The following is a 13,241-nucleotide window of genomic DNA, read 5'->3' as shown; positions in this document are numbered from 1 at the left end:
CGTCCTCCTCCTTGCTGTGCCGTTCGTTGCTAATCCGACCACAGTCACGGCGACGGCCCTCGTAGCAACTGTTACGTAGTGCCCGGGGGTCCGCCTGCTTTTGGTCGGATTAGCAATAGGGGTGCCGATGCGTCGATCCGGAACGACGACGCGCGGTAGAGTCCAAAACCGAACCGGGCGGTCGGTTTTCCTGCCTGGTAGATACCGATCTAGCCATCCGGAGTAGTCATGTGGGACAGCTCTTTCGACGAGACCCTTCGCACGTTCCTCCCGTTCCTCCCCGCCGAGGAGGCACTCACCGCCGAGACCCCGCTGCGCGAGTACGGCCTCGACTCGCTCGCGACCGTGGAACTGCTCGCCGTGCTGGAGCAGAACTACAACGTGCGCTTCGAGGACGACGCCCTCAACCTCGAGACCTTCGAGAACCCTGGCCGGCTCTGGGCCACGCTGGCCGAGCTGCAGCCGGCTAGCTGACCCGCGAAGGTCCTGCGCCCCGCCTCCGGGGCCGCAGGGCCAGCCGCGGGTTGACCGTCACCACCTCGAAGCGGCTCGTGGTCGCGCGGACGCGCCCGAACAGCGTGTCCGGACCGGCCACCCAGAGCTTGCGCACGCCCAGCTGTTCCAGGGAGGAGACGACGTGCGGCCACCGCAGCGGCTTGACGATGCTGTCGAGCAGCATCGTGCGCACCTGCTCCCCGGACCGCAGGATCGACCCGTCCTGGTCGGCGACGATCGGGAGCAGCGGATCGTGGAAGTCCAGACCGCCGATGACCTCGTCCTCCGCTTTCCGGCGCAGCGCGGCGAAAGCACGGGAGTGCAGGGGCGGGCGCATGGTGTACAACGACAACCCGCCCATGCTGCGCACCGCTTGCTTGAGCCAGTCGAGGTTCCGCTCGCGCAACGAGACCATGTAGAAATCGTGGTCGATGTAGCACGAGATGTCGGACCACTCGCCGCGTCCGTCGAGGTCGTTCAGCGCGTCCAGGAGCTTCTCCTCGGGCGTGCGCACGAACGAGTGCGTGACCACGTCGGTGTACTCCGTGGCGAAGAACTCGGTGAGACAGCGCGCGAGCTCCGCCGTCATCCACACGGCGTCGGGGAATGTCAGCGCTCCGGCATACACACTGGCCGGCTTCTCGCCGAAGCTCGGGCCGGTGCAGTAGTCGGGGCTGATGTCGTACTCCTGCTCGGCCCACTCGGCGAGCGCGAGGCACGTGAGCATGAACCCGACCTGCGCGTACTCGGAGTAGTCCCCCTCCGTCTCGCGGAAGCGGTCGACCAGCGAATAGCCGAGCCGGTCGTTGGCTTCTCCGATCAGGCGGCGGGCGAACGGGTTGATGAGCAGGAACTTGCCGAAGTCGGCGAAGCGGCAGGGGCTCATCCCGGGGAAGACCACCGCCGATCCTCTGGCCTCATCCATGGCTGGTTGCCTCACTTTCGGCGTTGGCGGCGGGGTGGACTTCCCGCAGGAACCTCAGCAGGACCTCGTGGAACCGTGTGGGTTCCTCCAGGTGCGGAACGTGGCTGGAGTCGGAGAAAACCTCCCAGCGCACGTCGTGGATCCGGTCGAAATAGGGCTGGACGGTCTTGGGTGTGGCTTCGTCGTGCCGGCCGGAGATGAGCAACGTCGGCACCTCGATGTCGTCGAGGTCGTCGACCACGGAGTAGTCCCTGAGCGTGCCGGTGACGGTGAACTCGCTCGGCCCGTTCATCACGGAGTAGACGGTGTTGTTGTCCGCCATCTCCATGAACGAGGCCAGGTAGTCGCCCGGCCACGGGAGCACGCGGCAGACGTGGCGGTCGTAGAACACGCGCATGGCGTCGAAGTACTCCTGCGTGTCCGTGGTGCCGGCCGCTTCGTGCGCTCGCAGCTGCTCGTCGACACCGGGCGGGAGCCGGTCCCGGAGCACGTCCATTTCGGAGCGCCAGAGCTCGTAGGAGGCGGGCGAGTTGGCGATCACGAGCCCGCGCAATCCCTCGGGCCGCTGCGCCGCGTGGCGCGCGACGACCAGGCCGCCCCACGACTGTCCATACAGGACGTAGTTGTCCTCGACGCCCAGCCGGTGCACCAGGTTGTCGAGCTCGTCGCCGAACAGCTCGGGCGTCCAGAAATCCGCGCCCTTGTCCGGCAGCCGCGTGGAACCGCCGCTGCCGAGCTGGTCGTAGTGCACCACCGGAAACCCGTGCTCGGCGAGCGAGCAGAGGTTCAGCAGGTAGTCGTGTGTGCTGCCCGGTCCCCCGTGGACCACGACGACGGCGGGCAGTTCGCCGCCCACGACACCGGTGACCCGGTACCACGTGCGGTGCTCGCCGAAGGGAACCCAGCCCTTCGCGGTGGGCGCCACGGCCATGCTCATCACCTCGTTCGTATCCCTCGGCCGGCGGGTGGTTGCCGCCGGACCCACGTTCATGTCTAGCCGCCGGGGCGCCGTCGTCACCAGCCCCTAAGGGGCGTCTAAAGCCGGTCTAAGTCCGCCCTGTCCTCTCTAGTCCGGCGGGCTTTTCGAGGGAAGGGCGCTAGGGGTGCACGACCCCTAGCGGCGCGTTGCCGGGTCGGCCGCGCGAGTTGTCCGCACTAACGTTTTTCCCGCCAGCAGGTCGAGCCAGTTCGGAGAGTGCGTCCCATGCGAGTCATGTTGATGGTCTTCCCGACGAGGACGCACGTCTACAGCATGGCGCCGGTCGGCTGGGCGCTCGCGGCCGCGGGCCACGAGGTGCGGTTCGTCGGCCAGTGCAACCCGCGCGAGGTGGCCTCGTTCGCCGAGACCGGCCTCGATGCGATGTGGTTCGGCACCGAGCTCGACATCGCGCGCCACCGCCAGTTGCAGGTCGAGGGAAACAACGCGATGCAGGGCGACTTCCGCATCTCCGAGAGCCGGCCCGAGCGGTACACCGAGGAGTACGTGCGCAACGTCTACGAGCACTGGGTCGACGTGTTCCGTTGGACCACGCCCGATTCGCTGCTCGACGAGCTCGTGCGCTTCGCACGGCAGTGGCAGCCGGACCTCGTGGTGTGGGACCCGATGATCTACGCCGCGCCGATCGTCGCGCACGCCATCGGGGTGCCGCACCTGCGGATGATGTACGCGATGGACCAGACGGCCCGCATCAACGCGCAATACCGCGATCTCCGTTCCGACGCGCCGGATCCGTTCGTGGAGTGGATGTCGGGCGCGGTGGCGCGGTTCGGTGCGGACTACGACGAAACCCTGCGCCACGGCGTGAAGACCATCGACTGCCACCCGTCCTACCTGCGTTACGACGGCGTCGACGTCGACTACCTGCCGGCGCGGTTCATCCCGCAGAACAAGCCGATGGCCATCCCGCGCTGGGTGCTCGAGGAGCCGGCGCGCCCCCGCGTGATGCTCACGCTCGGCATCTCCAACCGGCAGGTGCTGGGCGTCGAGGAGACGTCGGTGTCCGACCTGCTCGACGGCCTCGCGGACCTCGACGTCGAGGTGATCGCGACGCTCAACGCAAGCCAGCTGGCGTCTGTGCGGAAGGTGCCGGACAACGTGCGCGCGGTCGACTTCGTACCCATGAACGAGCTGCTCGCGAGCTGTTCGGCCATCATCCACCAGGGCGGCGGGGCGACCATCGGCAACGCCGTGGTCAACGGCGTGCCTCAGCTCGTGATCCCCGGCACCACGTGGAGCGAGCGGGGTTCGGCCGTCGCGCAGGTGAAGCGGGGCAACGGGTTGCTGGTGGACCTGGAGGCCGTCACGCCGGGGAATGTCCGAACAGGACTGCTGAGACTCCTGGAAGAACCCTCGTTCCGCAGCTGCGCCCTGGAAGTCCGCGACGAGATGCTGGCGACGCCGACGCTCGACGACCTCGTGCCCGAGTTCGAGCGGATCGCGCGATGCCGATGACGCGGCGGCCCCACGCGATCCGCACGATCGGGTTCCTCATCGGGAACTTCCCGATCCGGATCTTCGCGTTCGTGGTCGTCCTCGTGTCGATGATCGTCGGGGTCGCGACGACGATGCTGTGGGTGGGCATCCCCCTGTCGCTGATCGCGACGGGCGTGATGCGTGGCTTCGCGGACCTCGAACGGCGGTCGGTGCGGAGGTTGCTGGGAGTCGAGGTGGCCCAGCCGCGGCGCAAGCAGCCCAACGGCAACGGTCTGCTGGCCGTGTGGCAGGCGCGGCTGGTCGACCCGGTGACGTGGCGTGAGCTGGTGTTCGTGCTCGTGGCGATGCCGCTGGGGATCGTCGAGTTCGTGGCGGGCATCGTCTCGGTGGCGGTGCCACCGTTCGGGATCTTCGTGGCGCCCCGGATCGGGGCGCTGCACGCCGAGTTCACGCTGTCGATGCTGGGGCCGGACCGCACGGCGCAGCTGGAGGAGCGCACGCAGCACCTGCAGCACTCGCGGGCGCGCGGCGTCGATGCCGTGGAGGCCGAGCGCAAGCGCATCGAACGCGACCTGCACGACGGCGCGCAGCAGCGGCTCGTGGCCGTCGCGATGAGCCTGGGGCGGGCGCAGCTGAAGCTCGACTCCGACGATTCCGCGGCCGTGCGCGAGCTCATCGGGGCCGCGCACGCCGACGCCAAGCTGGCCGTGTCCGAGCTGCGTGACCTCGCCCGCGGGATCTACCCGCCGGTGCTGCAGGACCGTGGCCTCGACGCCGCCCTGTCGTCGCTGACCGCCCGCATGCCGATCCCGGTCGACGTCGAGGTCTCCGTGGACCCGCGCCCGCCGGCGCCGGTGGAGACCACGACGTACTTCATCGTGAGCGAGGTGCTCACGAACATCACCAAACACGCCGGCGCCGACCGCGCCTCGGTGCGAGTGAGCCGCGACGACGACACCGTGGTCGTCGAAATCATGGACAACGGCCGCGGCGGCGCCTCGGTGCGCCCCGGCGGCGGCCTGGCCGGCCTCGCCGACCGCGCCGCCACGATCGACGGTGTGCTCACGGTGGTCAGCCCCATGGGTGGGCCGACTGTCGTGCGCGCCGATCTCCCTGTCCGCTGGTGATGCTGTTAAGGAGCCGTTTCATGCGTGTCGTGATCGCCGAGGATTCCGTGCTCCTGCGCGCGGGCGTGCAAAGCCTGCTCGCCGACGTCGGCATCACCACGGCCGCCGCCGTCGACAACCCGGACGCCATGCTCGTCGCCATCCGCGAGCACCGCCCCGACCTCGTCATCGCCGACGTCCGCATGCCCCCGACCTTCACCGACGAGGGCATCCGGGCGGCGATCGCCGCCCGGCAGGAGATCCCCGGCCTGCCGGTCCTGGTGGTCTCGCAATACGTCGAGGGCAGCTACGCGGTCGACCTCATCGCCGAAGGCACCTCCGGCGTGGGCTACCTGCTGAAAGAACGCGTCGCCGACGTCGCCGACTTCCTGGAATCCGTCCGCCGCGTGGCCGGCGGCGGCTCCGCCATCGACCCCGACGTGGTCGCCCAGATGCTCTCCCGCAGCCGCGATCCCCTGGACGCCTTGACCGCGCGCGAGACCGAGGTCCTGGGCTTGATGGCGCAGGGCCTGTCGAACGCCGCCATCGCGAAGACCCTGGTGGTGACCCAGGGCGCCGTGGAGAACCACATCAGCAACATCTTCGCGAAGCTGGGCCTGGAAGCCAGCCGGGACGAGAACCGCCGGATCCGCGCGGTGCTGACCTATTTGGACAGTACCGCCGTGCGCGCTTGATTCACTCGATCGATATCGTGCGCATGTTCGAGTGGGGTCGGTAGCTTGGGGGTATGGATCTTTCGCCTGCCGTCCCTGTTCGGATCTCGACCATTGTGGACGGTGTGCTCGCCACACTGTGGAGAGCACACCTCGCTTCGGTGCGCCCGCGAAGACAGGTGCGGCTCAGTGCTGCTTTTTTTGCACTGAGCCGCAAAACTGCGCTGCCCTCACGGCTGATGCCTGCTCCTGACCCGCGAGGCGTCTTGGGCACGCCCTCGCCAGGTCGCGAGCCCACGCGCCCCGGTCGAAAGCGGACCACCGCGAGTGCTCAGCCATCCATGTCGCAGAAGGCAGCCGCACCCTTACCGCCCGCGCGTCACGCATTCCGCTCACGCCAGACGGCCGCACCCGCGGGCACTTACCCATCCACCACACAGGAAAAAGCCGCACCCGCGCCACCACCTCGTGGCACAGATGCGGCTCCCAGCACCGCTCTCAACGCACCCCTTGCCAACTCGTCGCCGGCACGAATCGCACCGGCCGGCGCGGCCGCGGCACCGTCACCTCGGCCACCGGCTCGGCCGGCGCCTGCACCGCAGCCAGCACAGCCACCAAAGCCGCGAGCTCCTCGTCCGTCGGGTTGCCCCGCACGACCCGCACCACCGGCGCGCCCATCACACCGGCGGGTTTCCGTGCTTGCGCGCCGGGATGTCGGCGTGCTTGGTGCGCAGCATGGTCAGCGCGCGGATCAGCACCTCGCGCGTCCGGGCGGGCTCGATCACGTCGTCGACCAGGCCGCGCTCGGCGGCGTAGTACGGGTGCATGAGCTCGGTCTTATACTCCTTGATCTTGAGCCGCCGGACGGCCTCCGGGTCGTCGGCCGCCTTGATCTCGCGGCGGAAGATCACGTTGGCCGCGCCCTCGGCACCCATCACGGCGATCTCGTTCGTCGGCCACGCCAGCGACACGTCGGTGCCGATCGAGCGCGAGTCCATCACGATGTACGCGCCGCCGTAGGCCTTGCGCAGGATGAGCTGCACGCGCGGCACCGTGGCGTTGCAGTAGGCGTAGAGCAGCTTGGCGCCGTGCCGGATGATGCCGCCGTGCTCCTGGTCCACGCCGGGCAGGAAGCCGGGCACGTCGACCAGCGTCACGAGCGGGATGTTGAACGCGTCGCACGTCTGCACGAACCGCGCGGCCTTCTCGCTGGCCTCGATGTCGAGCACGCCCGCGAGCGTCGCCGGCTGATTGGCCACGATGCCGACCACGTGCCCGTCGAGCCGGGCGAAGGCGCACACCACGTTCGTCGCCCAGCCGGCGTGCACCTGGAGGAACTCGCCGTCGTCCACGATCTCCTCGATCACGGCGCACATGTCGTAGGCGCGGGCCGAGTCGGTCGGCACGAGGTCGAGCAGCCGGTCCGTGCGGCGGTCGATCGGGTCGGTGGTCGGCTCGACCGGCGGGGCCTCGTTGTTGTTGGCGGGCAACAAGGACAGCAGGTACCGCACATCCTCGATGCACGACTGCTCGTCGTCGTACACGAACGCGGCCACGCCCGAGGTCCCGGCGTGCACGTCGGCGCCGCCGAGGCCGTTCTGCGTGATCTCCTCGCCCGTCACGGCCTGCACCACGTCGGGGCCGGTGATGAACATCTGCGACGTCTCGCGGACCATGAACACGAAGTCCGTCAAGGCCGGCGAGTACGCCGCGCCGCCCGCGCACGGGCCGAGCATCACGGAGATCTGCGGGATCACACCCGAACAGCGGGTGTTGCGCTGAAAGATGCCGCCGTAGCCGGCGAGCGCGGTCACGCCCTCCTGGATCCGCGCGCCCGCGCCGTCGTTCAGCGACACGAGCGGCGCGCCCGCGGCCGCGGCGAGGTCCATCACCTTGTGGATCTTCTGCGCGTGCGCTTCGCCGAGCGCGCCGCCGAAGATGCGGAAGTCGTGCGCGTACACGAAAACCGTGCGCCCGTGCACGGTCCCCCACCCGCACACCACGCCGTCCGAATACGGCCGGCGGTGTTCGAGCCCGAAGCCCGTCGCGCGGTGGCGCCGCAGGGCCTCCAGCTCGGTGAAGCTGCCGGGGTCGAGCAGCAGCTCGATGCGCTCGTGAGCGGTCAGTTTGCCGCGCTCGTGCTGCCGGACGGTGGCCGCGTCGTCGGGACCGCGCCGAGCTGCCTCCTTGATCTCGCGCAGCTCCACGAGCCGGTTGCCGAACGCTCCCTCTACGGCCAGTGCCTCAGACATGTACACGCCCCTTGTCGACGAGCCGATCAGCCAGATACCGGAGAATCACGTCTTGGTGGCGGGTCAGGAAGAAGTGCCCGCCCTGCAGCGTCACCAGCTCGAAGCCCGCCGCCGTGTGGTCGGCCCACGAGCGGACCTCGGCCACGGACGCGACCGGGTCGTCGGTGCCGGTGAACGCGACCACCGGCGCGGCGAGCGGAGTGCCCGGCACGTGCCGGTAGGTCTCCACGGCGCGGTAGTCGTTGCGCACGACGGGAAGGATCATGCGCACGACGTCCTCGTCGCCGAGCAGGTCCATCTCGGTCCCGCTCAGGCGGCGCAGCTCGTCGAGCACGCCTTCGTCGGTGCGCGTGTGCACGCTCTCGTCGCGCTGCCGCGAAGGCGCGCGCCGCCCGGACACGAACAGCGTGTCCACCGAGCCGCCCGCCGATTCCAGCCGCCGCGCCACCTCGTAGGCGACCATCGCGCCCATGCTGTGCCCGAACAGCGCCAGCGGCCGGTCCGTCTTGTCCCCCAACAGCTCGGCGACGGCGTCGGCCATGGCGTCGATCGTGGTCAGGAACGGCTCGTGCCGCCGGTCCTGCCGCCCGGGGTACTGCACGGCGAGCACCTCGACGTCCGGCGCCAGCGCCCGCGAAACCGGGAAGTAGAAGCTGGCAGACCCGCCGGCGTGCGGCAGGCACACCAACCGCGCCCGAGCCTCCGGCGCCGCGTGGAACCGCCGAAACCAGGCGTCTTCCGCGTGGGCGACCATGTCGTCCCACCGCCTTTCCGTCTGTCACAACGGGACGAGGTCACGCCGACCGGGTCCCCCGACGCACCAAGCTAGCCCGCCCGGAAGCCGCCCAACGACCCCTAAGCGCCCCTAAAGGCGATCTGAACGGAGACCCTCCACAATGGACATCAACCCTGATCGGCTCCGGTTTGGAGCTGCTCCAGGAACGCCCGTGCGGCCGGCGACGCGCTCGCGCTCACGGCCACCGCGACGGTCCGCGGCGTCCGTGGCACCAACGGCCGCAGCACGGTGCCGTCGAGACGCGGCACGCCGACCGACGGCAGGATGCTCACGCCCAGCCGCGCCCGCACCATCTCCAGCACGGCCGACATCTCGCGCGCCTCGAACGTCGCCTCCAGGTGAACTCCGGCTTGCTCCGCGGCCGCCGCGAACACCTGCGCGCAGCCGCCGGTCGGGCGGACGAACGGCTCCTCGGCGAGATCCGCGTAGGACACGGCCTCGCGCTCCGCCAGCCGATGACCGGCGGGCAGCACGGCGCACATCTCGTGGCTGTCGAGCAGCACCGTCCGCAGGCCGGGCGCGGGCAGCGTGACCACGGCGGCGTCGGCGACACCCAGGTCGAGCCAGTCCCGCACCTCCTCGTCGCTGCCCTCGATGAGCCGCACCGCGACGAGCGGGTGGCGTTCGGTGAACGCCCGCAGCTCGGCGGGCAGCCGGGTCCCCGTGGCAGTGGGCAGGCTGGCGATCCGCAGCGTCCCGGTGATCTGCCCGGCCACCTCGGCGACCTCCGCGCGCAGCAGATCGACCTGCCGCACGGCCTCGCGCGCTCGCCGGACGGCGCGTTCGCCGGCTTCGGTGAGGGTGACGCCCGTGCGCCGGCGGGTGAGCAGCGGTGCGCCGAGCTCGGCTTCCAGCGCGGCGACCGAGCGGCTCACCGCGGGCTGCGCCATGCCGAGGCGCTCACCCGCGGCCGTGAAGCCGCCGTGGTCGGCCACGGCCAGGAGCACTTTGAGCTGCTGCATCGTCGTCACGAGGACCTCCCGCCATGTTCGCCGCGGCATGCCCCCATAACACGAAGGACATTTCCCACGGCTCACCCAGAACATTACCGTCATGGTGCAACCGAGCAAGACAAGAGGAGTCACCAGTCATGCGAGTGCTGATCACCGGGGCGTCCAAGGGCATCGGCCGGACGGTCGTCGACCGGCTGGCCGCCGAGGGCCACCACCCGATCGGCCTGGCGCGCACCGCGCCGGCCGAGTTCCCCGGCAGCTTCCACGCCGTCGACCTCGGCGACCGCGACGCCACCGCCGCGACGCTCGACAAGGTCCTCGCGGAAGGTCCCGTCGACGCGGTGGTGAACAACGTCGGCTTCGCCAAGCTCGCGCCGCTCGGGTCGATCGACCTCGACGACGTCGCCGACGCCTACGACCTGAACTTCCGCACCGCGGTGCAGGTGACCCAGGCCGTGCTGCCCGGAATGCTCGCCGCCGGGCGGGGTCGGATCGTCAACGTCACCAGCATGGTCACGCTCGGCACCGCCAACCGGACCACGTACGCGGGTTCGAAGGCGGCACTCGAGACCGCCACCGCCATCTGGGCCGGGGAGCTCGGGACCAGTGGCATCACCGTCAACGCGGTCGCGCCTGGGCCGACGGAGACCGAGCTATTCCGTCGTGGCACCCCCGCCGGGTCCGAAGGCGAAGCCCGGTTCCTGGAGAACCTGCCGGTCGGCCGGCTCGGGCGTCCGGCCGAGATCGCCCACGCCATCTGCTTCCTGCTCTCCGAGGACGCGGGGTTCATCACCGGCCAGATCCTGCGCGTCGACGGCGGAGGGAGCATCGCCGCGGCCTGACATCCTCCGCGGACCGAGCAAAACCGCTACGGCGACCTGACCGACTCGGGCAGAATCGCCGAGATGGCGCCCACCTTCGTCCTCGTCCACGGTTCCAACGCGACCAGCCGCTGCTTCTCCGTGCTGCAGCGCGAGCTCGCGCAGCGCGGCCACCGCTCGCTCGCGGTCGACCTGCTCGGCCATGGCGCGGCCGGGTTCTCGGCGGCGTACCAGGCGCAGGACCTGGCGAAGTTCGCCACCGAGCCGTCACCACTCGCGGGGGTCACCCACGCCGACGTGGTGGCGGCAGTGACGGACGTCGTGCGGCGGGCGCACGACCACGGTCCGGTGATCCTCGTCGGGCACAGCCGCGGCGGACTCACCGTCACGAGCGTCGCCAACGCCGTGCCGGAGCTGGTGGACCGGACCGTCTACGTGTCGGCCTGGTGCTGCGTGGACGACACTCCCGCCGGCTACCTGCGCAACCCGGCGTACGCGTCGACGGCGCTGGCCGAAGCGGCGAAGGTCATGGTCGGCGATCCCGCGCAGCTCGGCGTGATCCGCATGAACTGGCGGTCCGCCGACCCGGCGCACCTCGCCGCCCTGAAACAGGCGATGCTCGCCGACGGGACCGACGCCGAGCTGCTGTCGTTCCTCTCCGGCATGGACCCGGACGAGTCCCTCGACGCCGGCAACGACCGGGCCGACGCCGCCACGTGGGGCCGGGTGCCCCACACCTACGTGCGGCTCACCCGCGACGAAAGCCTGCCGCTCGCGTTGCAGGACCGGTTCATCGAGGAGGCCGACGCGCTCACGCCGGCCAACCCGTTCGACGTCCATTCGCTGGACGCCGGCCACGTCGGCCCGTTGGTGCGCGCCGCGGACCTCGCCGACGTACTGGGGAGCCTCACACCCCGGTAGACGAACCCGGCCGCACGATCATCAGCACCGTGACCACAGCCCACAGCAGGTTGAACACCCCCGTCGTCATGGCCAGCCGCCCGGCGACGCGGGTGTCCAGCGCGGTCGCCACCGAAGACTCAGCAGACTCGGCCGGCACCGCACCGTCGCCCGAGGGTCCCGCCAACGCGGCCCGCTGACCCGGCAGCACGAACACCAGCAGCACCACCGCGGCCACCGCCGTCAGCGCGATCGAGACGAGGACCCACGTCTGGCCCGTCACCTTCATCGTCCCCGCGACGGCGAAGCCGAACACCGGCACGGCGATCGACACCCACGCGTACACGCGGCAGATGCGGTGCAGCAACGCCAACGTCGAGCGATCACCCCGCTTCAGCGCGGCGGGGAACATACTGGCGGCCACGGCCACGGGCCCGACGGCGAGGATCGCCGCCAGCACGTGGATCGACAGGAAGACTTTGCTCACGGCCCTGACGCTAGACCTCGCGTTTCACCGCCCGGAACCGGCTGGATCGCCGTGTTCCACCGGATTCTCGCCAGTCGCCGGAAACTAGCGCTTGTCCGCTTCGGGCACCTGCACCGCGAGGAACACCAACGTCCGGTTCAGCCGGAAGCCCAGGTGCTCGTACAGCCGGATCGCGCCGACGTTCGACGCGGCGGCGTGCAGGAACGGCAGCTCCCCGCGCTCACGAATGCCCGCCGCGACCGCGCGGATCAGCCGCGCCGCCAAGCCCTCGCCGCGGAACGCCGGGTCGGTGCAGACCGCGCTGATCTCCGTCCAGCCCGGCGGGTGGAAGCGTTCGCCGGCCATCGCGATGAGGGCGCCGTCGCGGCGGATGCCCAGGTAGGTGCCCAGGGAGATGGTGCGCGGCAGGAACGGGCCGGGCTGCGTGCGGGCGACGAGGTCGAGCATCTCGGGCACGTCGGCTTCGGTGAGGCGGACGGCTTCCGCGTCGGGCGCCACCGTCAGGCCGGTGCCCTCGAGCTGCACGCCCGGCGTTTCCCCGAGCACGGTCCAGCCCGCGGGCGCGGGACCCGTCGCGCCGGCGATCACGGCCGTGGCTCCGGGCCCGGCGAGGTCGGCGACGTCACGCCAGACGTGCTCGTCCGGCTGATCCGGCAGGGCCACGAACGGCGCGACGTCCGCGGGGTAGCGCAGGACCTGGCCCTTCTGCTCGGCCAAGTGCGCGTGCGGTCCGGTCAGCGCTGCCCACACCGGGTTGTCGAGCGGCGACGAGCTCATCCTGCCTGCCATTTCGTAGACGGAGCGACACTCCAGAATGCGGCGGCGGCCAGGCGTTCTGCCACCCGATCCCACATGCTGGGTCTGGTCCGCCGAACTACGCGCGCAACGCCTCGAACGACTCCTTCAGCGCCGGGTAGTAGTCGTCGAACGACGGGCGGGGGGTGTCGTCGCGCGCGGCGACCAGCAGGTCGAGGTAGTACTCCCAGCCGGGCCCGATCTCGCCGATGCCGTCGGTGCCGGTCAGGTGGTGCACGAGGCGCAGCTCGGTCCCGTCCTCCACTTCGGACACCAGCAGTTCCAGCGGCCACCCGCCGGCGTCCTCCATGCCCAGCAAGGCCAGCCGCCGCGGCGCTTCACAGGCTTCGATGCGCAAGTCGGTCCACGGCTTGCCTTCCTCGAACGCCAGCTGCACCCGGATCGTCTTCCCGGGTGCGCCCTCGCCTTCCCACGGCCCGAACCACAACGCCGTGCGGTGCGGCTGCGTCACGTCGGCCCACACGTCTTCGGGCGACGTCGCGAACGTGCGGCGCAGCACGAGGTCGACCCCGTCGTCGGTGCGCACCAGCTCTGCCATGAGGGACTCCTTCCGCTTCGAGGACGACAGGGTAGCCGCGAACC

The 13,241-nt window shown here is 70.3% G+C and carries 15 protein-coding genes; 6 read left to right on the top strand and 9 right to left on the bottom strand.

The genetic code is table 11. The features are described 5' to 3' along the window. Positions 1 to 228: 228 nt before the first annotated feature. Positions 229 to 474 carry a phosphopantetheine-binding protein gene (locus tag AB0H62_RS29795; protein WP_220243495.1) on the top strand — a complete coding sequence of 82 codons (246 nt, stop codon included), beginning with the start codon at positions 229 to 231 and terminating at the stop codon, positions 472 to 474. Here AB0H62_RS29795 and AB0H62_RS29790 read toward each other — a convergent pair. Beyond that, positions 467 to 1,420 carry an ACP S-malonyltransferase gene (locus AB0H62_RS29790; protein ID WP_360589626.1) on the bottom strand — a complete coding sequence of 318 codons (954 nt, stop codon included), beginning with the start codon at positions 1,418 to 1,420 and terminating at the stop codon, positions 467 to 469. The two genes, AB0H62_RS29795 and AB0H62_RS29790, sit on opposite strands and share 8 nt — an antisense overlap. Next, complete coding sequence (locus AB0H62_RS29785; RefSeq protein WP_360589624.1) at positions 1,413 to 2,351, bottom strand: proline iminopeptidase-family hydrolase; 939 nt, start codon at positions 2,349 to 2,351, stop codon at positions 1,413 to 1,415. The genes AB0H62_RS29790 and AB0H62_RS29785 overlap by 8 nt, the downstream gene beginning before the upstream one ends. Positions 2,352 to 2,624: 273 nt before the next feature. Between AB0H62_RS29785 and AB0H62_RS29780 the strand changes: the two genes are divergently transcribed. The 3 genes from AB0H62_RS29780 to AB0H62_RS29770 are packed head-to-tail and all read left to right on the top strand — an operon-like array spanning position 2,625 to position 5,655. After that, entirely contained in the window at positions 2,625 to 3,872 is a 1,248-nt protein-coding gene (locus AB0H62_RS29780; RefSeq protein WP_360589622.1) for a nucleotide disphospho-sugar-binding domain-containing protein, read from the top strand. After that, a complete protein-coding gene (locus tag AB0H62_RS29775) occupies positions 3,863 to 4,981 on the top strand; it encodes a sensor histidine kinase (protein WP_220243498.1) in 1,119 nt (372 codons plus the stop codon). The genes AB0H62_RS29780 and AB0H62_RS29775 overlap by 10 nt, the downstream gene beginning before the upstream one ends. A 20-nt stretch (positions 4,982 to 5,001) precedes the next feature. Then, complete coding sequence (locus tag AB0H62_RS29770) at positions 5,002 to 5,655, top strand: response regulator transcription factor (RefSeq protein WP_220243499.1); 654 nt, start codon at positions 5,002 to 5,004, stop codon at positions 5,653 to 5,655. Between the two features lie 477 nt (positions 5,656 to 6,132). On the opposite strand, the gene AB0H62_RS29765 is transcribed toward AB0H62_RS29770, so the two are convergent. From AB0H62_RS29765 to AB0H62_RS29750, 4 genes are all read right to left on the bottom strand, one after another. Next, positions 6,133 to 6,312 (bottom strand): acyl-CoA carboxylase epsilon subunit, encoded by a 180-nt coding sequence (locus AB0H62_RS29765; protein ID WP_360589900.1) that lies wholly within the window; start codon positions 6,310 to 6,312, stop codon positions 6,133 to 6,135. Beyond that, complete coding sequence (locus tag AB0H62_RS29760) at positions 6,312 to 7,913, bottom strand: acyl-CoA carboxylase subunit beta (protein ID WP_360589898.1); 1,602 nt, start codon at positions 7,911 to 7,913, stop codon at positions 6,312 to 6,314. The genes AB0H62_RS29765 and AB0H62_RS29760 overlap by 1 nt, the downstream gene beginning before the upstream one ends. After that, positions 7,879 to 8,640: an alpha/beta fold hydrolase gene (locus tag AB0H62_RS29755; RefSeq protein ID WP_360589619.1), complete on the bottom strand. Its 762-nt coding sequence runs from the start codon at positions 8,638 to 8,640 to the stop codon at positions 7,879 to 7,881. The genes AB0H62_RS29760 and AB0H62_RS29755 overlap by 35 nt, the downstream gene beginning before the upstream one ends. Before the next feature lie 149 nt (positions 8,641 to 8,789). After that, positions 8,790 to 9,644: a LysR family transcriptional regulator gene (locus AB0H62_RS29750; protein ID WP_255638739.1), complete on the bottom strand. Its 855-nt coding sequence runs from the start codon at positions 9,642 to 9,644 to the stop codon at positions 8,790 to 8,792. Between the two features lie 128 nt (positions 9,645 to 9,772). Between AB0H62_RS29750 and AB0H62_RS29745 the strand changes: the two genes are divergently transcribed. Both AB0H62_RS29745 and AB0H62_RS29740 read left to right on the top strand, forming a co-directional pair. Then, complete coding sequence (locus AB0H62_RS29745) at positions 9,773 to 10,477, top strand: SDR family oxidoreductase (protein ID WP_360589617.1); 705 nt, start codon at positions 9,773 to 9,775, stop codon at positions 10,475 to 10,477. 63 nt (positions 10,478 to 10,540) lie between these two features. Next, positions 10,541 to 11,377, top strand: a complete 837-nt coding sequence (locus tag AB0H62_RS29740; RefSeq protein WP_360589615.1) for an alpha/beta fold hydrolase — start codon at positions 10,541 to 10,543, stop codon at positions 11,375 to 11,377. Here AB0H62_RS29740 and AB0H62_RS29735 read toward each other — a convergent pair. The 3 genes from AB0H62_RS29735 to AB0H62_RS29725 all read right to left on the bottom strand — a co-directional run bounded on the left by AB0H62_RS29735 (position 11,364) and on the right by AB0H62_RS29725 (position 13,197). Then, positions 11,364 to 11,843, bottom strand: coding sequence for a hypothetical protein (locus AB0H62_RS29735; protein WP_220243505.1), 480 nt, complete (start codon positions 11,841 to 11,843; stop codon positions 11,364 to 11,366). The genes AB0H62_RS29740 and AB0H62_RS29735 overlap by 14 nt on opposite strands. A gap of 84 nt (positions 11,844 to 11,927) precedes the next feature. Continuing rightward, entirely contained in the window at positions 11,928 to 12,632 is a 705-nt protein-coding gene (locus AB0H62_RS29730; RefSeq protein ID WP_360589613.1) for a GNAT family N-acetyltransferase, read from the bottom strand. Between the two features lie 85 nt (positions 12,633 to 12,717). Further along, entirely contained in the window at positions 12,718 to 13,197 is a 480-nt protein-coding gene (locus AB0H62_RS29725) for an SRPBCC family protein (RefSeq protein ID WP_360589611.1), read from the bottom strand. Positions 13,198 to 13,241 lie beyond the last annotated feature (44 nt).

The organism is Amycolatopsis sp. NPDC050768, from assembly GCF_040654155.1.
GTDB lineage: Bacteria > Actinomycetota > Actinomycetes > Mycobacteriales > Pseudonocardiaceae > Amycolatopsis.
The sequence above is the reverse complement of the archived record's forward strand: the minus strand, read 5'-3'. Positions and strand labels throughout refer to the sequence as shown.